Here is a 20,788-nt window from a genome sequence, read left to right on the forward strand (position 1 = left end):
TGCTCAGAACTTCTCGTGCGGCCCGAGGTAGCGCCACTGGCCCACCGGCAGGTTGCCGAGCATCACCTTGCCGATGCGCACGCGCTTGAGGCCCACCACCTTCAGGCCCACCAGCTCGCACATGCGGCGGATCTGGCGCTTCTTGCCTTCGGTGAGGACGAAGCGCAATTGCTCGGGGTTCTGCCACTCGACCCGTGCCGGCTTGAGCTGCTGGCCGTCGAGGCTGAGGCCATGCCGCAGCCTCGCGAGCATTGCCGGCGGAAAGACCGCCTGCACGTTCTGCGTGACCGGATCGTCGTCATCCATGCGGATGAGCTGCCCCGTGGGCGCGGACTGGCCCGGGCCGTAATAGGCCACGCGCACCAGGTACTCCTTTTCCATCACCGAGTCTTCGCCGATGAGCTGGCGCGCGATGCGGCCGTCCTGCGTCATCACGAGGAGGCCGATGGAGTCGATGTCGAGACGTCCGCAGGGCGCGAGGCCGCGCAACTGCTGGGGGCTGAAGAAGAAGCGCGCGTTGTCGTCGGCCCAGCGGTTCTGCGGCGTGAACAGCGTGACCGCCGGCTCGTGCCCGTCCTCGGCCTGCCCGCTCACATAGCCGATGGGCTTGTTGATGAGGATGGTGACCTGGTTCGCCTGCTGGCCCTTGGCGGCCTTGTCGATCTCGATGCGGTCGGACGGCGTGACCTTCACGCCCATCTCGGCCGGCTTGCCGTTCACCTTCACCCAGCCATTGGCGATCCACTCGTCGGCCTCGCGGCGCGAGCACATCTTGAGTTCGGCCATGCGCTTGTTCAGGCGCACGGGGGCGTTGGGGGAGGTGGAGGGCTCGGTCATCGGGGGCTTGATCAGTGGGCGGCACCGATGCTATCCTGAACCCAAGCGCAAGTTGATTGCGCCAATTTTGGGGGATTCCCAAGTGAGCACACGCAAGTTTCAGTACGCCATCGTCATCGGGCGTTTCCAGCCCGTTCATTTCGGCCACCAGCGACTCATCGAAGAAGGCCTTCGCGCCGCCGATCGGGTCATCGTGGTGGTCGGCTCCGACCGCAAGCCCCGCAGCGTCAAGAACCCCTTCACCTTCGACGAACGCGAACGCATGGTGCGTGCCTGTTTGCGCGGCACCGAGCAGATGCGCGTAAGCGTCGTCGGCGTGGGCGACTCGCCCTACAACGACCAGATCTGGATCGCGTCGATCCAGTCGGCCGTCGACCGGCTGATCCAGCAGGACGGCCACGCACCCGCCGAGGCCAAGGTCGCGCTGGTGGGCCACCTGAAGGACGCCTCGAGCTACTACCTCAAGCTCTTTCCGCACTGGGAGTTCGTCGGCCAGCACAGCGTGGAGAGCCTGAACGCCACCGACGTGCGCAGCCTCTACTTCGACCCCGAGAACCGCGGCCAGCTCGCACGCGCCGACCTGCCCGACGGCACCGCCGCCTTTCTCGACCAGTTCACGCACACCGCCGACTACGCCGAGCTTTGCGAAGAGCGCGCCTTCCTCGTCGACTACCGCGACAAGTACCGCTATGCGGGCAGCGACTTTCCGCCGATCTACACCACGGTCGATGCGATCGTGGTCGAGGCCGGCCACATCCTGCTGGTGCAGCGCAAGTTCCATCCCGGCAAGGGCACCTGGGCGCTGCCCGGCGGCTTCGTCGGCCAGCACGAGCGGCTGCAGGAAGCGGTCATTCGCGAGCTGAAGGAAGAAACGCGCCTGAAGGTGCCCGTGCCTGTGCTCAACGGGAGCATGAAGGCGAGCCATGTGTTCGATGCGCCCGACCGCTCGCAGCGCGGCCGCACGATCACGCACGGCTTCTTCTTCGAGCTGGCGCACAACCAGTGGACGGGTCTTTCAGACGTGCGCGCCGACGACGACGCGGCCGAGGTGCGCTGGGTGCCGATTGCCGAATTTCTCGGCATGCAGGACCGCATCTACGAAGACCATTACTTCATCGCGAACCATTTTTTGGGTGGCCTGGGCAAGAACTGAACGACCAGGCTTTGTCAGCAAGAACGGGCTCCGGTTGACGGGGCCCAAGTGAAAGGAGCTTTCACATGAACCGCAACCTCACCTCTTCGCCCCTGGGCAACAACCTCCTGCTGCGCACCGACTCCTACAAGGTGTCGCACTGGATGCAATATCCGCCCGGCACGCAGACGGTCCACAGCTACATCGAATCGCGCGGCGGCATCTTCAGCCACTCGCTCTTCTTCGGCCTGCAGGCTTATCTGCGCGAATACCTGCAGACACCGGTGACGCTCGCCGATGTCGATGAAGCCGCGGCGCTCATGGCCGTGCATGGCGAGCCCTTCAACCGCGAAGGCTGGCTGCGGCTGATCGAGAAGCATGGCGGGTTCATGCCCGTGCGCATTCGCGCGGTGCCCGAGGGCAGCGTGCTGCCGGTGCACAACGTGCTCGCGACCATCGAGAACACGGACCCCGAATTCTTCTGGGTCACGAGCTTTCTCGAAACCGAATTGCTGCGCGCGATCTGGTATCCGACCACGGTGGCCACGCTCTCTGCGGCTGCGCGCACGACGCTGCTTCGATACCTAGAGGCAACCTGTGACGACCCTCAAGGCCAGATCGCCTTCAGGCTGCACGACTTCGGCGCGCGCGGCGTGTCGAGCCTCGAATCGGCGGCGCTCGGCGGCATGGCGCACCTGGTCAACTTCATGGGCACCGACACGTTGGCCGCACTGGTCGCGGCGCGTCGCTACTACGACTGCGACGTGGCGGGCTTCTCGATTCCGGCAGCCGAGCACAGCACCATCACGGGCTGGGGCCGCGACCATGAGTCGGACGCATACAGCAACATGCTCGACCAGTTCGGCAAGCCCGGTGCGACCTTCGCGGTGGTGAGCGACAGCTACGACATCTTCAATGCCTGCGCGCGCATCTGGGGCGGCGAGCTCAAGGCGAAGGTGGTGGCCTCGGGCGCGACGCTGGTGGTGCGTCCCGACTCGGGCGACCCGGCCGAGACCACGCTCAAGGTGGCGCAGATCCTGGCCGATCGCTTCGGCACCACGACGAATGCCAAGGGCTTCCGCGTGCTGAACAACGTGCGGATCATCCAGGGCGACGGCGTGAACCTCGACTCGCTGCGGCTGTGTCTGTCGAACTTCTTCCACAACGGTTTCTCGACGGAGAACATCTCCTTCGGCATGGGTGGCGGGTTGCTGCAACAGGTCAACCGCGACACCATGCAGTGGGCAATGAAGTGCTCGGCGATGCAGGTGAACGGCGAGTGGCGCGATGTCTACAAGTCGCCGGTGGGCGATGTGAGCAAGGCGTCGAAGAAGGGGCGGCTTGCGCTGGTTCGGAATGCACGCGGCGAAGTGCAGACCTTGCGCGAAGAAGCGCTTGCGGATGGGCAGGTCGATCTGCTGCAGACCGTGTTCGAGAACGGGCGCATCGTTGCGAGCACCACGTTCGATGCGATCCGTGAGCGGGCGGCTGTGGGGGTCAATCAATTCGTCACTTCGCGGGCACCGCTCTGAGTTTTGCGTTGCTCCTTCAGGGCGTGTGCACAGGCCACCGGGTACTCCCCTCCGAATGTCCCCCGGGGCTTCGCCCCTCCTCCTTGTACCGGGACTTCTCACCCAGTCAAGGATGTTTTCTTGCCAAGCTGTATTGCCTGCAAGGCGATGAGGATCAAGGCGCAAGGGAACGAGGAACAGACAGCACATCTACCGACGGTCTTGTTGCACCGGCTCGTGGCCGTGCGGACCCAGATACGAACCGCTCAGCGGGGCTCCATTCATTTCTCGTGATGCCCACCTCAATCGGCATCACCAAGGAGGAGTCGAGCTTGCCCGCTGCCGGTCTGACCTGTTCATTGCATCTTGGAACTCACGTCTGGCAAACAAATAAACAACCGAGCTTGTTCAAGTGGATCGCACTACGCTGCAATGACCACCGCGATGGCGCCCGCAGGCTTGGTGCTCACGTGATGCGCATCGAAGGCCCGGCCCCGTGCGAACACGGCCCACAGGATGCGCGCGTTCTTGTTGGCCAGTGCCACCACCGCCTTCTGCCAGCCGGAGCGCTCGCGCAAGGCCTGCGCCCAGCGCGAGATCGGATCGTCGCGCTTGTGCGCCGTCAGCACTATCGACTTGGCCCCCTGGATCAGCAGCGTGCGCAGGTACGAGTCGCCTCGTTTGGTGATGCGCCCCAGGTTGTTCTTGCCGCCGCTGGAGTTCTGTCGGGGCGTCAGGCCCAGCCAGGCGCCGAACTGCGCAGCGTTCTTGAATTGCTTGAAGTCGCCCACCGTGGCCACCACGGCGGATGCGGTGACCGGACCCACGCCCAACAACTGCTCGGCCTGGCGCACCTGCTCACTGGCCTTGCCATGCGCGGCGATTCGTTCGTCGCACTGGTGCATGTGCGCGTCCAGTTCCTGCCAGTGCTCGTAGGCCATCTGCAGCGCCTGCCGGACCATGCCGCTCATCTCGTTGGTAGCATCCTCCATCGCGTCGGGCAGCGCCTGGCGCAACGCCTCGGGGCTTTGAGCGAACACCACCCCGAACTCCGCCAGCAGGCCCCGGATGCGGTTGATGCAGGCAGTGCGCTCTGCCTTGAAGCCCTCGCGCAGGCGGTGAATGCACAGCATGCTCTGCTGCTCCACGCTCTTGATGGGCACGAAGTGCATCTGCGGGCGCGAAGCGGCCTCGCAGATCGCGGCGGCATCGTTGGCGTCGTTCTTGCCGCTCCTGCCCTGCAGCCGATAGGGCAGGACATGTTGCGCGGCGATGATGCGCGCATCCAGCCCCAGGGCGAGCAGCTTGCGTCCCCAGTGATGGGCGCTGGAGCTGGCCTCCATGGCGACCAGGCAACCCGCGGGAAGTTGCACGCACCAGGCCAGGAACTTGTCGCGTCTCAATGCGCGCCCGGTCACGCGCAGCCCAGCGCCGTTCACCGCGTAGACCTGGATGACGCTCTTTGCCAGATCGACACCAACTCGGGTAATCTCGTTCATGGGGCTTCTCCTTCAAAAGGTTTCAGATTGACTTCGCAAATCAATCTTGGCACTCGATGCCGTGACCATGAAGCGAGAAGTCCCTTCGCATTCATTTCGCTGCGGGGAGCACCCGATGCCCTGCGCACTTGGGCACGCTGCTGGTGTTTCGCTGATCAACGACTGCTCTGAAAACGAGCGCGCCGATGGGGTGCCTTGCGCAGCGAAATCAAGGAGGAGGCCGAAGGCCGGGGGACATTCGCGGAGCAAGGTACCCCGTCGGCGTGATCGCTGTCCCGAACAGCAGGCCCGAAAGCAGTGCCACACGGCTTGTCCATAATCCGCGCAGACCGTCGAATACATGACCAAACTCCTGATCCTCAGCGTGAGCGCCGGCAACGGCCACGTGCGTGCAGCACAGGCGCTTGCCGCCACCGCCCAGTCCCTCGCCCCGCCCTGCACGGCGGTCCACACCGACGCCATGGCCCATGTGGCCGGGGGCTTTCGCAAGGTCTACACCGACTGGTACATCCAGCTCGTGAACCGCGCGCCCGAGCTGTGGTCGTACCTGCACCAGCGCACCGACACGACGCCGCATCACGCGCCCTCGCAGCGTCTGCGCCGGGGCATCGAGCGGTTGAGCACCGGCTCGCTGGTGCGCGAGATCCGGCGCGAGAAGCCCGATGCGGTGATCTGCACGCACTTCCTGCCGGCCGAGTTGCTGATGCGCGAACGCAACCGCGGACGCATCGACTACCCGGTGTGGCTGCAGATCACCGACTACGACCTGCACAACATGTGGCTCGTGCCGGGCATGGCCGGTTATCTGGCCGCGACGGAAGAGGTCGCCTTTCGCCTGCGCGCACGCGGCATTCCCGCGGACCGCATCCACGTGACGGGCATTCCCGTGATGCCGGCGTTCTCCGAGCCCGACGTGCCGGCGCTCGCGCGCAACACCTGCGCAGCGGAACTCGGGCTCGATCCGTCGCGGCCCGTGTTGCTGATGGCATCCGGCGGCGCCGGTGTGGGCGACCTCGCGAGCATGGTCGAGCGCGTGCTCGGCCTGGGCGGTGAAGGCAATTTCCAGGTCATTGCGGTCGCGGGCCGCAACGTCGAGGCGCACGGCAAGCTGCAAGCGCTGGCGGCGCGCCATCCGGGCCGCGTGGTGGCCGTGGGCTTCACCAACGAAATGCACAAGATGATGGCTGCGGCCGACCTTGTCGTGACCAAACCCGGCGGCCTCACCGTGTCCGAGTGCCTCGCGCTCGGCAAGCCGATGCTGCTGATCTCGCCGATTCCCGGACAGGAAGAACATAACGCCGGCTTCCTGATGGAAGAAGGCGCCGCCTGGCTCGCCTACGACGCCATCGGCCTGGACTACAAGGTCGCGCGCCTGATGGCCGACCCGGCCAAGCTCGCGAACATGGCCGCGCGCAGCCGCGCACTCGGCAAGCCGCAGGCCGCACGGGCCGTGCTGCAGCACGTGCTGGGTGCCGTAGCGTGAGCGGCGAGATCGAAAAGACCGGCGTGGGCCGCACGCTGGGCTACCTCTTGTGGGTGGTCGTGATGGCCTTCTTCTTTGCCAATGCCGAGATCCAGATCGAAGGCGGCGCGGGCTGGGCCACGTCGCTGCCCACCTGGCGCATCGAGAACAGCATCTGGCTCGACCTCTTCTGGGGCGGCCGCGCGATGACCGGCTATCACGCCTGGGTCTTCACCTTCATGGCGCTGGTGTTCTTTGCGCCGCTGGCTTTCAACGGCCGATGGACCTGGCGCGATGTGGGGCTCGCCGGCGTGGGGCTGATCGTGTTCTGGGTCTGCGAAGACTTCCTGTGGTTCATCATCAATCCGGCCTTCGGCTGGGCGCGCTTCAACCCGGTCGATGCGTTCTGGCACAAGCACTGGCTCTGGGGTGCGCCGGTCGACTACTGGGGCGGGCTCGCGGTGGCGGCGCTGATCCTCACGGTGCGCCACTGGCGCCGGCGCGCGCGATGATGGCAACGAAGCTCGACGACCTGCGCCCCGGCCACTGGGCCGATCCGCTGGACGAACTGCAGGTCGAGAACCTGCACCGCATCACGCCCACGCTGTACCGCAGCGCGCAGCCGCGGCGCGCGAACGTGGCGGCATTGCAGTCCCTGGGCATCCGCACCATCGTGAGCCTGCGATCGTTTAACGACGACAGGAAGGTGTTCGCCGGCAGCGGCATCAGGCTCGTGCGCGTGCCGATCAACACCTGGTCCATCGACGATGCGAAGGTGCTGCGCGCGCTGGTCGCGATCCGCGAAGCCGAGAAGCAGGGACCGGTGCTCATCCATTGCATGCACGGCGCCGATCGCACGGGCGTGGTGGCGGCGGTCTACCGCATGGCGGTGCAGGGCTGGGACAAGGAGAGCGCGCGCCACGAGATGCTGCGCGGCGGCTACGGTTATCACACGCTGTGGCGCAACATTCCGCGCTACATCGAGCGGCTCGATCCGCTCAAGATGGGCCATGCGCTGGCCCATGCCCCGGTGATTCCGGTGGTGTCCTGAAGGCGCCTGCAGTTTTCGATACCCGCTCCTATACTGGCCGCCCCGTGGCCGATGGCCATCTCCGAACGACCTTTCACAGGGGCTTCTTCCATGGCATTCCAACTCCGTTCCCTCGTCCGCTCTAACGGCGAACTCGAACTCTCGCTGCACGACGAACCGATCCCCGAACCCAAGCCCGATGAAGTGATCGTGCGCGTCGAGGCCTCTCCGCTGAATCCGTCGGACCTGGGCCTTTTGTTCGGCGCGGCCGACATGAGCACCGCGAAGGTGTCGGGCACTGCGGATCGTCCCGTCGTCACCGCCATCGTTCCCGAACGCGCACGGCCTTCGATGGCGGGGCGCCTGGACCAATCGATGCCGGTCGGCAACGAAGGCGCTGGCGTCGTGGTCAAGGCCGGTTCGTCGCCCGCTGCGCAGGCGCTGCTCGGCAAGACCGTCGCGGCCATTGGCGGCGCGATGTACTCGCAGTACCGCGCCTTCCCCGCCGCGCAGTGCCTCGAACTGCCAGCGGGCACGACACCGGCCGAAGGCGCTTCATGCTTCGTCAACCCGCTCACATCGTTGAGCATGGTCGAGACGATGCGGCTCGAAGGCCACAAGGCCCTGGTGCATACGGCCGCCGCATCGAACCTCGGGCAGATGCTCAACAAGATCTGCCAGAAGGACGGCATCGACCTCGTCAACATCGTGCGCAAGCCCGAGCAGGAGGCGCTCTTGCGCGGCATCGGCGCGAAGTACGTGTGCAACGCGACCTCGCCGACCTTTCTCGAAGACCTGACGCAGGCGCTGGTCGACACCGGCGCCACGCTCGCCTTCGATGCGACAGGCGGCGGCAAGCTCGCCGGGCAGATCCTCGGCTGCATGGAAGCGGCGCTGAACCGCACCGCCAAGGAATACAGCCGCTACGGCTCGACCACGCACAAGCAGGTCTACATCTACGGCGGCCTGGACCGCAGCCCGACCGAGTTCGTGCGCAACTTCGGCATGGCGTGGAGCATGGGCGGGTGGCTGCTGTTTCCGTTCCTGCAGAAGCTCGGCGCCGAGGGCACGCAGCGGCTGAAGGCGCGGGTTGTCGCCGAATTGAAGACGACGTTCGCGAGCCACTACACGCGTGAGATTTCGTTGCTCGAAGCACTGCAGCTCGATGCGATCGGGGTGTATGGGAAGCAGGCGACGGGGGAGAAGTTCTTGCTCAATCCGAACAAGGGCATCGCCGCCTGATGTCATAAAAAAGGGGCGGTCCATCAGGACCGCCCCTTCAAGGCCTGTCAGCTCTGAGTGAGCCGGGCCATCTCATCCGCAGGCGCCACTTCGTAGTGATCGAACTGCATCGAGTACTGCGCGCGGCCCGAAGACAACGCGCGCAGGCTGCCGATGTAGCCGAACATCTCCTTCAGTGGCACATGCGCCTCGATGACAGCGGCATTGCCGCGCATCGTCTGGCCGCGGACGATGCCACGGCGCCGGTTCAAGTCACCAATGCAATCGCCCAGGTGATCAGCCGGCGTGATGACTTCCACAGCCATCACCGGCTCGAGCACTTGCGGCTTCGCCTTGGCTGCCGCTTCACGGAATGCCGCAGCCGCAGCCAGTTCGAAAGCCATGGCGGACGAGTCGCGCTCATGGTGGCTACCGTCCACCAGCGTGGCCATGAAGTCCACGCATGGGTAGCCGGCCATCACGCCCGATTGCGCCGCACGGCGAATGCCGGCCTCCACCGCGGGAATGAACTCGCGCGGAATGACGCCGCCTACCACCCTGCTCTCGAAAGCAACGCCTTCACCGCGCATCCGGGGCGCGAGACGAAGCTTCAGCTCCGCGAACTGACCAGGACCGCCGTGCTGCTTCTTGTGAACATGGTTCACCTCCACTTCCTGTGTGATCGTTTCACGGTAGGCGACCTGGGGTCGCCCCACCGACACTTCGACGCCGTACTTCGCGCGCAGCTTCTCGATGGACACGTCGAGCTGCAGCTCGCCCATGCCCGAGAGGATCGTCTGCCCCGACTCGGCATCCTGCCGAAGCTGAAGACTCGGGTCCTCGCGCAACATCGCCTGCAGCGCCTTCGACAACCCCTGCTGATCGGCCTGCGCCTTAGGCTCGATCGCGACATGGATCACGGGCTCGGGCACGCTGATCTCCTCCAGATGCACCGGATGGCTCCGGTCGCACAACGTGTGACCGGTCAGCGTGTCCTTCAACCCGACGATGGCCGCGATGTCACCGGCCACAAGCTCGTCGCGTTCGATGCGATCGTCCGCATGCACTTCGTACAACCGCGCCGCCCGTTCGCTGCGCCCGGTGCTCGCATTGAGCATCGTATCGCCGCGCCTCAGCCGGCCGCTGTAGACCCGCACGAACACCATCGCGCCGTGGTCATCGGACACGACCTTGAACGCGAGGGCCGCGAACGGCGCCGCCGGGTCGCATGCCATCTCCACCTCGCCGGGCTTGGGCAGCCAGTCCACCACGGCATCGAGCAAAGGCTCCACGCCGCGATTGCGGAACGCCGAGCCTGCAAGCACGGGCACGAAGGCACCGGCCAGCACACCCTTACGGATGCACGCGCGCAGCGCTTCGGGCGTCGTTTCTTCGCCATTCAGGTACGCGTTCATCGATTCTTCGTCCTGTTCGACCGCAAGCTCCACGAGCCGTGCGCGATGGTGCAGCGCCGACGCCAGCTCATCGGCCGGCACGTCCGCCACGCGGTACGGCTGACTGGCATCGTCCTTGTCCCAGACAAGCGCACGCATGCCGATCAGGTCGATCACGCCGCGGAATTCGCCTTCCGCGCCGATGGGCAACTGCACGGCAACCGCCGTCACGCCAAGGCGCTCCTCCATCATCGCGACCACGCGCAGGAAGTCCGCGCCGAGCCGGTCGAGCTTGTTGACAAAGGCGATGCGCGGCACGCGGTACTTGTCCGCGAGGCGCCAGTTGGTTTCGGTCTGCGGCTCCACACCGGCGACGCCGTCGAACACGACGACCGCCCCGTCGAGCACGCGCAGGGAACGGTTCACTTCGATGTTGAAGTCGATGTGGCCGGGCGTATCGATCAGGTTGATCTGCGTTGCGCTCCAGTGGACCGTGATGGCCGCGCTGCTGATGGTGATGCCGCGCGTCTGCTCCTGCGGCTCGAAATCCATGCGGGCTGTGCCACGGCTCACGTCGCCGATGCGGTGGCTCTCGCCGGCATAAAACAGGATGCGTTCTGTGGTGGTGGTCTTGCCTGCGTCGACGTGGGCAATGATGCCGATGTTGCGGATGTTTCTGAGTTTCGGGTTCATGACGAATCTTTCTTGTCGAAGCGCCCAATGCACTTCGGATGCCTGGTTGGCGTTGCGCCGGCCCAGGCGAGATTCGCCTGAAGGCTAGCGACGAGAGATGTGCAATCTGCTGATGTGGCGGCCGGAGCCCGGGCGCACGGTGTCCACGCTCCGGCGCAGGGGAATCGTGGCGATCAGCTTGTCGTAGGTACGCATGGTGTGAAGTGACCTCTGAAAAAACAAAACCCCGGAGGGACGAAGCCAGCCGGGGTTGGAGACCGGAAGGCGCAACGCCTCCCGAATGCGATCGAAGGCGGTGTGTCAGGTGGCGGTGATGCTCGCCTCGATGGCTTGGATGAATTTCATGGTGGGGCGGATTGTCTTTGTGCGCGGCACCGAAGACAAGCCGTGCACCATGGTCATGTTGGCCGGGAGCCACAGTGCTTGTCCTTGCAGAAGCCTCGCCACACGACTGGTGCGGGGACTCGGCCGACCTCCGTGGCCGTCACCGATCCGTAAAACTGACGGTGCAGCGGGAGGGTGTAATCGACATCAGGATCTGCGTCTTCGCAGACCATGCACTTCGGCAACCCTCCATTCAACTTTTGAGGAACAAAAGATGGGAATACTTTCGGATTTCTTCGCCGCCAACCCCACGGAGGCGTTGCGCTACGCCAACCGGATCGAAGAGCCCGACGAAGGCGACGAGATCGAGGAACTGCTGAACCCCGCCCAGCACAAGCGCTTTACGGACATAGAGATCACCACGCTCTGGGCCATCATGGAAGGCAAGGAATGGGAAGTCGACAAGCACGCCCTCGAGTACATCGAGATCGGCGAGGACAGCGATGCATGGCTCAACCGATTTCCAGATGAGCTGACGATCCTGTTGACGCGCCTGGATTCCGGGTCACTCGGCCCCGTGCTGGAAAAATGGGCAAAGACGGAGGAGCTCGAATGCGATCCAGCTGAACTGCATCCCGTTGTGGAAGATCTCCGAAGGCTCGCGAACGAGGCGATCGCCAAGAAGAAATCGGTATATCTCTGGGGATGCCTCTGAAGCCAGAGCATGCAGCGTCGAAGGCGGTGATGCCATTGGACCTCTCGGCAGCCCCCCGGCAACTAAACCACCAGCCGGTACCCCACCGCCGTTTCGGTCAACAGATGCCGAGGCTGCGCCGGATCGGCCTCCAGCTTCTGTCGCAGATGCCCCATGTAGATCCGCAGGTAGTGGCTCTGGTCCGTGTGCGACGGCCCCCACACCTCGCGCAGCAACTGGCGCTGCGTGAGCACGCGGCCCGCATTCGCGACCAGCACGGAGAGCAGGCGGTATTCGGTCGGTGTCAGGTGCACCTCGGCGCCGGCGCGGCGCACGATGCGTGCGGCGCGGTCCAGTTCGATCTCGCCGAATCGGAAGACGGCTTCAGCGGGTTCATCGTTGCCGCCACCAGCGGCGCGCGGGCGGCGCAGGTTGGCGCGCACGCGGGCCAACAGCTCTCCGGTACCGAAGGGCTTGGTGAGGTAGTCGTCGGCGCCGGCATCGAGCGCGGCGATCTTGTCGGCCTCGTCGGAGCGGGCCGACAGCACGATGATCGGCACCGCCGACCAGCCGCGCACATCGCGGATCAACGAGACGCCATCGCCATCGGGCAGCCCCAGGTCGAGCACCAGCAGGTCCGGCTGCCGCGTGCCGGCTGCGGCGAGGCCGTCGCGCAGCGTGCCGGCCTCGTGCACCAGCCAGCCTTCGGCCTCGAGCGCGCCGCGCACGAAGCGGCGGATCTGCGGCTCGTCCTCGATCACGATGGCGGTGGGGGATGGCATGGGTTCAGAGTTGGGCTTCGGCCGGTTCGGGGGGCTCGCGACGTGGCAGGGTGACGGTGAATTCTGCACCGCCGTCGCGTGCGTTGGCCGCCGTGATTTCGCCGCCGTGCGCGCTCACCACCGCGCGGCAGATCGCGAGCCCCAGGCCGACGCCCGGCGTAGCCGACTCGGCCTCGCCGCGGGTGAACTTGTCAAACAGCTTCTGTTCGTGGCCCAGCAGCGCGGCGGGCAGGCCGGGGCCGTGGTCGCGCACCGTGAGCACCAGCGTGCCGGGTTCGGCGCGTGCGCCCACCACGATGGGTGGCGCGCCGTACTTGGTGGCGTTCTCCAGCAGGTTGACGAGTACGCGCTCGATCAGAACCGCATCGAACTCGACCAGCGGCAGGTCCGCAGCGAGCGCGGTCTGCACGACGGCATCGCCCAGCGACGTGCGCGCCGCGCGGATCGACGAGCCCACGACCTCCTCGACCGATTGCCAGTCGCGCCGCAGGTTCACCGCGCCGCCCGCGATGCCGCTTTCGAGCCGCGCCATGTCCAGCAGGTTGTTGACCAGCGCATGCAGCTCGTGCGCCTGCGCGACGATGGCGCGTGCCGCGTTGCCGTGTTCTTCGGGCGGCAGTGTCTGCAGCGATTCGGCCAGCGCGGTCAGCGCGGTGAGCGGCGTGCGCACGTCGTGCGAGATCGCGCCGAGCAGGGCATTGCGCAGGCGCTCCGACTCCATCTCGACCACGGCCTGCTGCGCCACCTCGACGTAGTGCACGCGCTCCAGCGCGATCGCGATCTGCCGGGCCAGCGTGTCGAGCTGCTGCGCCTGCTCCGGAATCAGCAGCCAGCGCGGCTGCGCGGGCGACAGCGCCAGCACCCCGCGCACACGCATCGGCGCCTTCAATGGCACGTAGTGCCAAGGCTGCGCAGCCAGCGTGGCGGTCGCAAGGCCCGCAGGTTGACTGTGACGGAAGGCCCAGTCGGCCACCTGCGCATCGAAGCCCTCGGGCGGCTCCGTCGGCAGCACCAGCTGATCGGCCGCATCGGTCACCAGCACCAGTGCATGGCCGCCGAAGTGGCCCTGCACCGCGGCGGCGCCGAGCGTGACGACCTGCGTGCTCTCCAGCGCCGCCGAGAGTTCGCGCGTGAGTTCGAACAGCGAGCGGGCACGCCGCTCGCGGCTGGTCGATACGCCGGCCGCAAAGCGCAGCCCCGCGGTGAGCTGCCCCACCAGCAGGCCGACGCCGAGCATGATCGCGAAGGTCAGCACGTACTGCACGTCGCTCACCGCGAACGACAGGCGCGGCGGCACGAAGAAGTAATCGAACGCGGCCACGTTGAGCAAGGCCGCGAGCGCCGAAGGCCCGCGCCCGAAGCGCATCGCGACACCGACCACGCCGAGCAGGAACAGCATCACGATGTTCGAGAGTTCGAGCACGTTGGCGAGCGGCGTGCAGAGCAGGGTGAGTGCCACGCTGGTGGCCGTCGCCCACGCGTAGCCGGGCCAGTGGATCGGCGCCTTCTCGTGATCGTCGTCGTCGGCGCGCGGCGTGTTGAGCGGCGTGCGCGCGAGGCGGCGCGCGCTGTCGGCACGACCGACTTCCAGGATATCGAGCGCGGGCGCGCGTTGCGCCAGCGCGCGCGGCAACGAGACCCGCGTGGCGGGCCACCAACGACGCCATCCGCCGACCGGCTCGGACCGCCCCATCACCAGCGTCGCGCAGTTGAGCCGGCGGGCCTGCTCGGACAGTTGCTCGGCCACATCGGAACCCGTGAGCACCGCGGTGGCAGCGCCCAGTTCCTCGGCGAGCTTGAGCACTGCGAGGATGCGGTCGCGCTCTGCGGCAGCGAGGCGCTGCAGCCGCGGCGTTTCGACGTACGCCGCATGCCATCGCACGTTGAGCTGGCCCGCGAGCCGCGCCGCGGTGCGCACCGTCTGTGCCGCGCCTTCGTGCGGACCGACGCAGGCGAGGATCGCGCCCGAGGTGTTCCAGGCCTGCAGCGAAGCGCCGCCCTGCCCGTTGCCGACCGCCCCGGACTGCTCGACCCGCCAGCCGCGCACATCGTCTTCCACATGCTCGGCGGTGCGGCGCAGCGCGATCTCGCGCAGTGCGATCAGGTTGCCCTTGCGAAAGAAATTCTGAGCGGCGCGCTCGGCCTGCTGCGGCAGGTACACCTTGCCGGCTGCGAGCCGCGCGGTGAGTTCGTCGGGCGTGACATCGACCAGCACCACTTCGTCGGCCTCGTCGAGCACGGTGTCGGGCACTGTCTCGTGCACGCGTACGCCGGTGATCGCGCCGACCGTGCCGTTGAGGCTTTCGAGGTGCTGCACGTTGAGCGCCGACCACACCTCGATGCCTGCGGCCAGCAGCTCCTGCACGTCCTGCCAGCGCTTGGCGTGGCGCGATCCGGGGGCGTTGGTGTGGGCCAGTTCGTCGACCAGCAGCACGGCGGGCTTGCGTGCGAGCGCGGCGTCGAGGTCGAACTCGGCGAGCGTGCGGCCACGGTAGGCCAGCTCGCGCAGCGGCAGCGTATCGAGCCCCACGAGCAGCGCGGCCGTTTCGCTACGGCCATGTGTTTCGACTACGCCTATGAGCACGTCGCGGCCCGCTGCGCGCTCGCGCTGGGCGGCGCTCAGCATTGCCCAGGTCTTGCCGACGCCGGCGCTGGCGCCGAAGTAGATGCGCAGCTTGCCGCGCAGTGCACGCGCCTCGTCGTTGCGCAACTGCGCAATCAAGGCATCGGGGTCGGGGCGGGCGTCATGCATGGCGGTGGCTGCGCAGGTTATCGCATCGGGCCGCCCTTGCGGCGCCTGGCCGCGTGCCGCCGCGCGGTGCGCGAGAGCGCCCACCACGCAAAGCCGAGCGGCACGAACAGCGCCGCGAGCGCCAGCAGCGCGTGAAGGAGGTCAGTGACCATCGCGCAGCCCGCAGCGTGCCAGGTGCTCGCGCCAGCTCACGAGCCGGCCGATTTCGCCGGAGGGCACGCACTCGATCAGGCGGTGCAGCACCTCGGCGTAGCTGGCGATAGGCAGGCGGATCATCAGGCGCACGCAAGGTGCATCGCTTTCCTGCGAGCAGAGGGCGTGCAACAGCGGCTCGCAGCGGACCACGCCCGCATCGGGGCAACCGGCGATGCTGCGGCGCACGCGCAGTGCGTCGGCGCAGCAGACGGTGACATCGAGCACATAGAACGGGCTCGTACCGGTCATGGGAGCGTGCGATCGCAGCACGCCTGGGTGTTCACGATAAGCGGCATAGGCCATGTTTTTCTCCTCAGCGCACCGATGCATCGAGCGCGAGATTCAATGCGAGAACGTTGACGCGCGATTCACCGAGCAGCCCCCAAAGCGCGCCCTGGGTGTTCTTCTCGATCAGCGCGTTGATCTGCTCGACCGGCACCCCGCGCACGCGCGCAACGCGGGCCGCCTGGTAGTGCGCGGCGGCGGGGCTGATGTCCGGGTCGAGCCCGCTGGCCGAAGCCGTGACGAGGTCGACCGGCACCGGCGCGGTGTTGCCCGGGTCCGCGGCGCGCAGCGCTTCGACACGCGCCTTGGTCGCATCGGTCAGCGCCGGGTTGAGCGGCCCCTGGTTCGCGCCGCCCGAGGCGCTCGCGTTGTAGGGCTGCGGCGCGGTGGCCGACGGACGGCCCCAGAAATGCTTCGGGTCGCTGAAGTTCTGCCCGATGAGTTTCGAGCCGACCGTCGTGCCATCGAGCACGATCAGGCTGCCGGCCGCCTCCTTCGGAAACACCGCTTTCGCGGCACCGGTGACGGCCATCGGATAGATGAGCCCGGTGAGTGCGCTCAACAATGCGAAGAGCACGATGGCGGGGCGAAGAATGCTGCTGTTGTTGTTCATGAGAAATGCTCCTCAGACCAGGCGGACTGCGACGAGCAGCCAGTCGATCAACTTGATGCCGATGAAGGGGACGACGAGGCCGCCCAGGCCATAGATGGCCAGGTTGCGGCGCAGCAGCGCGGCTGCGCCCACCGGCCGGTAGCGCACACCCTTGAGCGCGAGCGGAATCAGGAACACGATGACGAGCGCGTTGAAGATCACCGCCGAAAGAATGGCCGACGACGGGCTTGCGAGGCGCATCACGTTGAGCGCGCCCAGCTGCGGATAGGTCGAGACGAAGATCGCCGGAATGATCGCGAAGTACTTCGCCACGTCGTTCGCGATCGAGAAGGTGGTGAGCGAGCCGCGCGTCATGAGCAGCGCCTTGCCGGTCTCCACCACTTCGAGCAGCTTGGTCGGGTTGGAGTCGAGGTCGACCATGTTGCCGGCCTCCTTCGCGGCCTGCGTGCCGCTGCCCATGGCCACCGCCACGTCGGCCTGCGCGAGCGCGGGCGCGTCGTTGGTGCCGTCGCCGGTCATCGCGACCAGGCGGCCTTCGGACTGGTACTTGCGGATGAGCGCGAGCTTGTCCTCGGGCGTGGCTTCGGCGAGGAAGTCGTCCACGCCGGCCTCGGCCGCGATGGCCGCGGCGGTGAGCTTGTTGTCGCCGGTGATCATCACCGTCTTGATGCCCATGCGGCGCAGTTCGGCGAAGCGCTCCTTGATGCCGGTCTTGACGATGTCCTTGAGCTCGACCACGCCGAGCACGCGGTCGCCCTCGGCCACGGCCAGCGGCGTGCTGCCGCGGCGCGCGGTTTCCTCGGCGGCGCGCAGCATCTCGGCCGGCACGCTGCCGCCCATCGATTCGACATGCCGACGGATCGCATCGACCGCACCCTTGCGCAGCAGCACAGCGTCAGTGTCCAGGCTGTTGGGCGCGGCCGGCAGGTCGACGCCGCTCATGCGGGTCTGCGCGGTGAAAGGCACGTAGCGCAAAACTTCGACGGTGGAGGCCTCCAGGCCATCGCGGCGTGCAAGTTCGACGATGCTTCGGCCTTCGGGCGTTTCGTCGGCCATCGAGGCGAGCATCGCGGCGCGCGCAAGGCGGCCCTTCGGCACGCCGGGTGCGGGCAGGAAGGCGCTGGCCTGGCGGTTGCCGTGCGTGATGGTGCCGGTCTTGTCGAGCAGCAGCACGTCGACGTCGCCGGCCGCTTCGACCGCGCGGCCCGAGGTGGCGATCACGTTGGCCTGCATCATGCGGCTCATGCCGGCCACGCCGACGGCCGAGAGCAGGCCGCCGATGGTGGTCGGGATCAGGCACACGAGCAGCGCCACCAATGCGGTGAGCGACACCACCGTGCCCGCGCCCGCGGCCTCCACGCTGAACACCGAGAACGGCAGCAGCGTGACGGTGACCATCAGGAACACGAGCGTGAGCGCCACCAGCAGGATGGTGAGCGCGATCTCGTTGGGCGTCTTCTGGCGCTTGGCCGCTTCGACCATGCCGATCATGCGGTCCAGGAACGACTCGCCCGGGTTCACCGAGACGCGCACCACCAGCCAGTCGGACAGCACGCGGGTGCCGCCGGTCACTGCCGAGAAGTCGCCACCCGATTCGCGCACCACGGGTGCCGATTCGCCGGTGATGGCGCTTTCGTCGACCGAGGCCACGCCTTCGATCACTTCGCCGTCGAGCGGAATCACGTCGCCGGTTTCCACCAGCACGACGTCGCCCTTGCGCAGGTTGGGTGCCTGTTCAGGCAGCCATTGCGCACCGTGGTGCGGCTCGGCCAGTTTCTTGGCCCAGGTGTCCTTGCGCAGGCCGCGCAGCGACGCAGCCTGCGCCTTGCTGCGGCCTTCGGCCAGGGCTTCCGCGAAGTTCGCGAACAGCACGGTGAACCACAGCCACACGGTGATGGCGAGCACGAAGCCGGGCTTCATGCCGGTGTCGCCCGGGAAGCTGAGCGCATGCACCCAGAGCAGGCTGGTGAGGATGCTCCCGATGTAGACGATGAACATCACCGGGTTGCGCCACTGGGTGCGCGGGTTCAGCTTGGCGAAGGCGCCCCAGAGGGCGGGCTTGACCAGCGCCGCATCGAGCAGCGAGAGAGAGGTTTTGGTATTGGCAGTCATGGTGCGCTCCTTCTTATTTCCAGAGCACGAGGTGTTCGACGATCGGCCCGAGAGCCAATGCCGGCACGTAGTTGAGCAAGCCGACCAACAGGACGGTGCCGATCAGCAAGGAGACGAACAGCGGGCCGTGCGTGGGCAGCGTGCCGCTGGTGACGGGCAGGCGCTTCTTGGCGGCCAGCGAGCCGGCAATGGCCAGCACCGGCACGATCATCGCGAAGCGGCCGAGCCACATGGCCAGCGCGAGCAGTCCGTTGTAGAAGGGCGTGTTGGCCGAGAGGCCCGCAAAGGCACTGCCGTTGTTGTTGGCAGCCGAGGTCAGCGCGTAGAGGATTTCCGAGAAGCCGTGCGCGCCGGGGTTCGCGATGCCGGCCTTGCCGGCGCCCGCGATCACCGCCACCGCGGTGCCGGCCAACACCAGGATCGGCGTGACCAGAATGGCGATGGAGATGAGCTTCATCTCGCGCACCTCGATCTTCTTGCCCAGGTACTCGGGCGTGCGGCCGATCATCAGGCCCGCGATGAACACCGCGAGCATCGCAAAGATCAGCATGCCGTAGAGGCCGCTGCCGACGCCGCCGAACACCACCTCGCCAAGCTGCATGAGCACCATGGGCACCATGCCGCCGAGCGGGGTGAGCGAGTCGTGCATCGCATTCACGGCACCGCACGAAGCCGCGGTGGTGATCGCGGCGAAGAGGGCCGAGGCATCGATGCCGAAGCGCACTTCCTTGCCTTCCATGTTGCCGCCGCTCTGCAATGCGCTGGACATTTGGTCCACGCCGAGCGATGCGAACAATGGATTGCCGCCCTGCTCGGCCGGCGTGATCACCATCACCGCGACCACGAACATGACCGTCATCGCCGCGAGCACGGCCCAGCCCTGGCGCATGTCGCCGACGACGTGGCCGAAGGTGAAGCACAGGGCCGCCGGGATCAGGAAGATCGCGATCATCTGCAGCAGGTTGCTGAGCGCGGTCGGGTTCTCGTAGGGGTGCGCCGAGTTGGCGTTGAAGAAGCCGCCGCCGTTGGTGCCGATCATCTTGATGGCTTCCTGCGACGCGACCGGGCCCATGGCAAGGGTCTGCGTCTTGGTGGTGGCGTCTTCCATCACGGGGGCGCCCTTCTCGTCCTTCAGCGGCTGGCCATCGACGCCGTTCTTCGGCTGCTGGAAGGCGGTGGTCTCGACGGTGGCCACATCCTTGTAGGCATCGAAGTTCTGGATCACGCCCTGGCCCACGAAGAAGACCGCGAGCACGAACGACAGCGGCACCAGCACCCACAGCGTGACGCGGGTGATGTCGGCCCAGAAGTTGCCGACCAGGCCCTTGCTCCCCGCGCCGTCGCCCCGGCGCGCAAAGCCGCGCACCAGCGCGAAGGCCACCGCGATGCCGGTGGCGGCGGAGAAGAAGTTCTGCACCGTGAGACCGAGCATCTGCGTGAGATAGCTCATGGTCGATTCGCCCGCGTAGCCCTGCCAGTTGGTGTTGCTGACGAAGCTCACCGCGGTGTTGAAGGCCGAGTCGGCCGACACCGCGCCCATGCCGGCCGGGTTCAGCGGCAGCACGCCCTGCAGGCGCTGCAGGGCGTAGACAACGACGGCGCCCAGGAGGTTGAAGGCCAGGAGCGCCAGCGCATAGGTGCGCCAGTTCATCGAGCGCTCAGGGGCGGTGCCCGCGAGCTTGTAGAGCGGCGCCTCGACGCGCTGCATCCAGCGCGGCACGCGCTCATTGCAGAGCGCGGCGAGGAACTTGCCGACGGGCCAGGCCAGCACGGCGAGTGCGGCGAGGAAGAGGGCCAGGAGGCCCCAGGCGGACGCGGTCATTTCAGAATTCCTCGGCGCAGATCAGCGCGAAGACGAGATAGGCGAACAGGACCACCGCGATGAGCGCGCCGAATCCGTAGAGGACTTCGAGGCTGATCACGATGCTTCTCCGTTGCCGCTGCTTTTCGGCGGATTCGATCCCTCGAGCCTGTTCAGCCCGACGACCATGGCCGCCACCACGACCCACAGCGCCAGCAAGGCGCCCATCCAGACGATGTCCATTTCGATTGCTCCTGGAGCGAAACACAAGGGCTTCAGTCTCGGCAGGCGTCCGTAAAAACGGGGAACAGAGTCGGTGGGGCCGCATAAAGAAAGCGTAAAAACGCGCCGCTTCCGAGCCCGCCGCGCCTCTTTTTTCCAAGCCCCGGCTGTCACAAAGCCGCATGCCCGCACGTCTTCAGAACAGGCGCCGGACCGCAAGAACCTGCGG

19 protein-coding genes are annotated in these 20,788 nt (G+C 66.6%); 7 read left to right on the forward strand and 12 right to left on the reverse strand.

What is annotated here, in order from left to right:
* Positions 1-3: 3 nt before the first annotated feature.
* Positions 4-837, reverse strand: coding sequence for a pseudouridine synthase (locus QFZ83_RS26920; RefSeq protein ID WP_306882036.1), 834 nt, complete (start codon positions 835-837; stop codon positions 4-6).
* A gap of 82 nt (positions 838-919) precedes the next feature.
* Here QFZ83_RS26920 and QFZ83_RS26925 point away from each other — a divergent pair, with 82 nt between their 5' ends.
* The gene (locus tag QFZ83_RS26925) at positions 920-1,990 is read left to right on the forward strand and encodes a bifunctional nicotinamide-nucleotide adenylyltransferase/Nudix hydroxylase (RefSeq protein WP_306882037.1); all 1,071 of its coding nucleotides are present in this window, start codon (positions 920-922) and stop codon (positions 1,988-1,990) included.
* 65 nt (positions 1,991-2,055) lie between these two features.
* A complete protein-coding gene (locus tag QFZ83_RS26930; RefSeq protein WP_306882038.1) occupies positions 2,056-3,501 on the forward strand; it encodes a nicotinate phosphoribosyltransferase in 1,446 nt (481 codons plus the stop codon).
* 401 nt (positions 3,502-3,902) lie between these two features.
* On the opposite strand, the gene QFZ83_RS26935 is transcribed toward QFZ83_RS26930, so the two are convergent.
* Positions 3,903-4,979: an IS110 family transposase gene (locus QFZ83_RS26935; protein WP_306883359.1), complete on the reverse strand. Its 1,077-nt coding sequence runs from the start codon at positions 4,977-4,979 to the stop codon at positions 3,903-3,905.
* Positions 4,980-5,319: 340 nt separating this feature from the next.
* Here QFZ83_RS26935 and QFZ83_RS26940 point away from each other — a divergent pair, with 340 nt between their 5' ends.
* The 4 genes from QFZ83_RS26940 (at position 5,320) to QFZ83_RS26955 (ending at position 8,713) form a co-directional block, all read left to right on the forward strand.
* A complete protein-coding gene (locus tag QFZ83_RS26940) occupies positions 5,320-6,462 on the forward strand; it encodes a glycosyltransferase (protein WP_306882039.1) in 1,143 nt (380 codons plus the stop codon).
* Positions 6,459-6,953, forward strand: coding sequence for a hypothetical protein (locus tag QFZ83_RS26945; protein WP_306882040.1), 495 nt, complete (start codon positions 6,459-6,461; stop codon positions 6,951-6,953). The genes QFZ83_RS26940 and QFZ83_RS26945 overlap by 4 nt, the downstream gene beginning before the upstream one ends.
* On the forward strand, positions 6,953-7,492 hold the full coding sequence (locus QFZ83_RS26950; protein ID WP_373425424.1) for a dual specificity protein phosphatase family protein: 540 nt from the start codon (positions 6,953-6,955) through the stop codon (positions 7,490-7,492). The genes QFZ83_RS26945 and QFZ83_RS26950 overlap by 1 nt, the downstream gene beginning before the upstream one ends.
* A 90-nt stretch (positions 7,493-7,582) precedes the next feature.
* On the forward strand, positions 7,583-8,713 hold the full coding sequence (locus QFZ83_RS26955) for a zinc-binding dehydrogenase (RefSeq protein ID WP_307511408.1): 1,131 nt from the start codon (positions 7,583-7,585) through the stop codon (positions 8,711-8,713).
* 47 nt (positions 8,714-8,760) lie between these two features.
* On the opposite strand, the gene fusA is transcribed toward QFZ83_RS26955, so the two are convergent.
* Positions 8,761-10,779: an elongation factor G gene (gene fusA, locus QFZ83_RS26960; RefSeq protein ID WP_307511410.1), complete on the reverse strand. Its 2,019-nt coding sequence runs from the start codon at positions 10,777-10,779 to the stop codon at positions 8,761-8,763.
* A 598-nt stretch (positions 10,780-11,377) separates the two neighbouring features.
* Between fusA and QFZ83_RS26965 the strand changes: the two genes are divergently transcribed.
* On the forward strand, positions 11,378-11,818 hold the full coding sequence (locus QFZ83_RS26965) for a hypothetical protein (RefSeq protein ID WP_307511412.1): 441 nt from the start codon (positions 11,378-11,380) through the stop codon (positions 11,816-11,818).
* A 62-nt stretch (positions 11,819-11,880) separates the two neighbouring features.
* Here the strand turns inward: QFZ83_RS26965 and kdpE are convergent, their stop codons facing one another.
* The 9 genes from kdpE to QFZ83_RS27010 form a co-directional block, all read right to left on the reverse strand.
* Positions 11,881-12,579, reverse strand: coding sequence for a two-component system response regulator KdpE (gene kdpE / locus QFZ83_RS26970; RefSeq protein ID WP_307511413.1), 699 nt, complete (start codon positions 12,577-12,579; stop codon positions 11,881-11,883).
* Positions 12,580-12,583: 4 nt separating this feature from the next.
* Positions 12,584-15,331, reverse strand: a complete 2,748-nt coding sequence (locus QFZ83_RS26975; RefSeq protein WP_307511414.1) for a DUF4118 domain-containing protein — start codon at positions 15,329-15,331, stop codon at positions 12,584-12,586.
* A 17-nt stretch (positions 15,332-15,348) separates the two neighbouring features.
* The gene (locus QFZ83_RS26980; protein ID WP_307511415.1) at positions 15,349-15,483 is read right to left on the reverse strand and encodes a hypothetical protein; all 135 of its coding nucleotides are present in this window, start codon (positions 15,481-15,483) and stop codon (positions 15,349-15,351) included.
* Positions 15,473-15,775, reverse strand: a complete 303-nt coding sequence (locus QFZ83_RS26985) for a hypothetical protein (protein ID WP_307511416.1) — start codon at positions 15,773-15,775, stop codon at positions 15,473-15,475. Before QFZ83_RS26985 ends, QFZ83_RS26980 begins: the two co-directional genes overlap by 11 nt.
* A gap of 64 nt (positions 15,776-15,839) precedes the next feature.
* On the reverse strand, positions 15,840-16,424 hold the full coding sequence (gene kdpC, locus QFZ83_RS26990; protein ID WP_307511419.1) for a potassium-transporting ATPase subunit KdpC: 585 nt from the start codon (positions 16,422-16,424) through the stop codon (positions 15,840-15,842).
* Positions 16,425-16,436: 12 nt separating this feature from the next.
* On the reverse strand, positions 16,437-18,536 hold the full coding sequence (gene kdpB / locus QFZ83_RS26995) for a potassium-transporting ATPase subunit KdpB (RefSeq protein ID WP_307511420.1): 2,100 nt from the start codon (positions 18,534-18,536) through the stop codon (positions 16,437-16,439).
* A gap of 13 nt (positions 18,537-18,549) precedes the next feature.
* Positions 18,550-20,358: a potassium-transporting ATPase subunit KdpA gene (gene kdpA, locus QFZ83_RS27000; RefSeq protein WP_307511422.1), complete on the reverse strand. Its 1,809-nt coding sequence runs from the start codon at positions 20,356-20,358 to the stop codon at positions 18,550-18,552.
* Position 20,359: 1 nt separating this feature from the next.
* A complete protein-coding gene (kdpF, locus tag QFZ83_RS27005) occupies positions 20,360-20,458 on the reverse strand; it encodes a K(+)-transporting ATPase subunit F (RefSeq protein ID WP_019657711.1) in 99 nt (32 codons plus the stop codon).
* Positions 20,455-20,580, reverse strand: coding sequence for a hypothetical protein (locus tag QFZ83_RS27010; RefSeq protein ID WP_307511424.1), 126 nt, complete (start codon positions 20,578-20,580; stop codon positions 20,455-20,457). Before QFZ83_RS27010 ends, kdpF begins: the two co-directional genes overlap by 4 nt.
* Between the last annotated feature and the right edge of the window lie 208 nt (positions 20,581-20,788).

This window comes from Variovorax sp. W1I1, assembly GCF_030815625.1.
GTDB lineage: Bacteria > Pseudomonadota > Gammaproteobacteria > Burkholderiales > Burkholderiaceae_C > Variovorax > Variovorax paradoxus_C.

What these genes read in the sequence shown, in the direction of transcription:
- QFZ83_RS26920 (WP_306882036.1), bottom strand. Translation starts at nt 837, where the DNA reads ATGACCGAGCCCTCCACCTCCCCCAACGCCCCCGTGCGCCTGAACAAG.
- QFZ83_RS26930 (WP_306882038.1), top strand. Translation starts at nt 2,056, where the DNA reads ATGAACCGCAACCTCACCTCTTCGCCCCTGGGCAACAACCTCCTGCTG.
- QFZ83_RS26935 (WP_306883359.1), bottom strand. Translation starts at nt 4,979, where the DNA reads ATGAACGAGATTACCCGAGTTGGTGTCGATCTGGCAAAGAGCGTCATC.
- QFZ83_RS26940 (WP_306882039.1), top strand. Translation starts at nt 5,320, where the DNA reads ATGACCAAACTCCTGATCCTCAGCGTGAGCGCCGGCAACGGCCACGTG.
- QFZ83_RS26950 (WP_373425424.1), top strand. Translation starts at nt 6,953, where the DNA reads ATGGCAACGAAGCTCGACGACCTGCGCCCCGGCCACTGGGCCGATCCG.
- QFZ83_RS26955 (WP_307511408.1), top strand. Translation starts at nt 7,583, where the DNA reads ATGGCATTCCAACTCCGTTCCCTCGTCCGCTCTAACGGCGAACTCGAA.
- fusA (WP_307511410.1), bottom strand. Translation starts at nt 10,779, where the DNA reads ATGAACCCGAAACTCAGAAACATCCGCAACATCGGCATCATTGCCCAC.
- QFZ83_RS26965 (WP_307511412.1), top strand. Translation starts at nt 11,378, where the DNA reads ATGGGAATACTTTCGGATTTCTTCGCCGCCAACCCCACGGAGGCGTTG.
- kdpE (WP_307511413.1), bottom strand. Translation starts at nt 12,579, where the DNA reads ATGCCATCCCCCACCGCCATCGTGATCGAGGACGAGCCGCAGATCCGC.
- QFZ83_RS26975 (WP_307511414.1), bottom strand. Translation starts at nt 15,331, where the DNA reads ATGCATGACGCCCGCCCCGACCCCGATGCCTTGATTGCGCAGTTGCGC.
- QFZ83_RS26980 (WP_307511415.1), bottom strand. Translation starts at nt 15,483, where the DNA reads ATGGTCACTGACCTCCTTCACGCGCTGCTGGCGCTCGCGGCGCTGTTC.
- QFZ83_RS26985 (WP_307511416.1), bottom strand. Translation starts at nt 15,775, where the DNA reads ATGACCGGTACGAGCCCGTTCTATGTGCTCGATGTCACCGTCTGCTGC.
- kdpC (WP_307511419.1), bottom strand. Translation starts at nt 16,424, where the DNA reads ATGAACAACAACAGCAGCATTCTTCGCCCCGCCATCGTGCTCTTCGCA.
- kdpB (WP_307511420.1), bottom strand. Translation starts at nt 18,536, where the DNA reads ATGACTGCCAATACCAAAACCTCTCTCTCGCTGCTCGATGCGGCGCTG.
- kdpA (WP_307511422.1), bottom strand. Translation starts at nt 20,358, where the DNA reads ATGACCGCGTCCGCCTGGGGCCTCCTGGCCCTCTTCCTCGCCGCACTC.
- QFZ83_RS27010 (WP_307511424.1), bottom strand. Translation starts at nt 20,580, where the DNA reads ATGGACATCGTCTGGATGGGCGCCTTGCTGGCGCTGTGGGTCGTGGTG.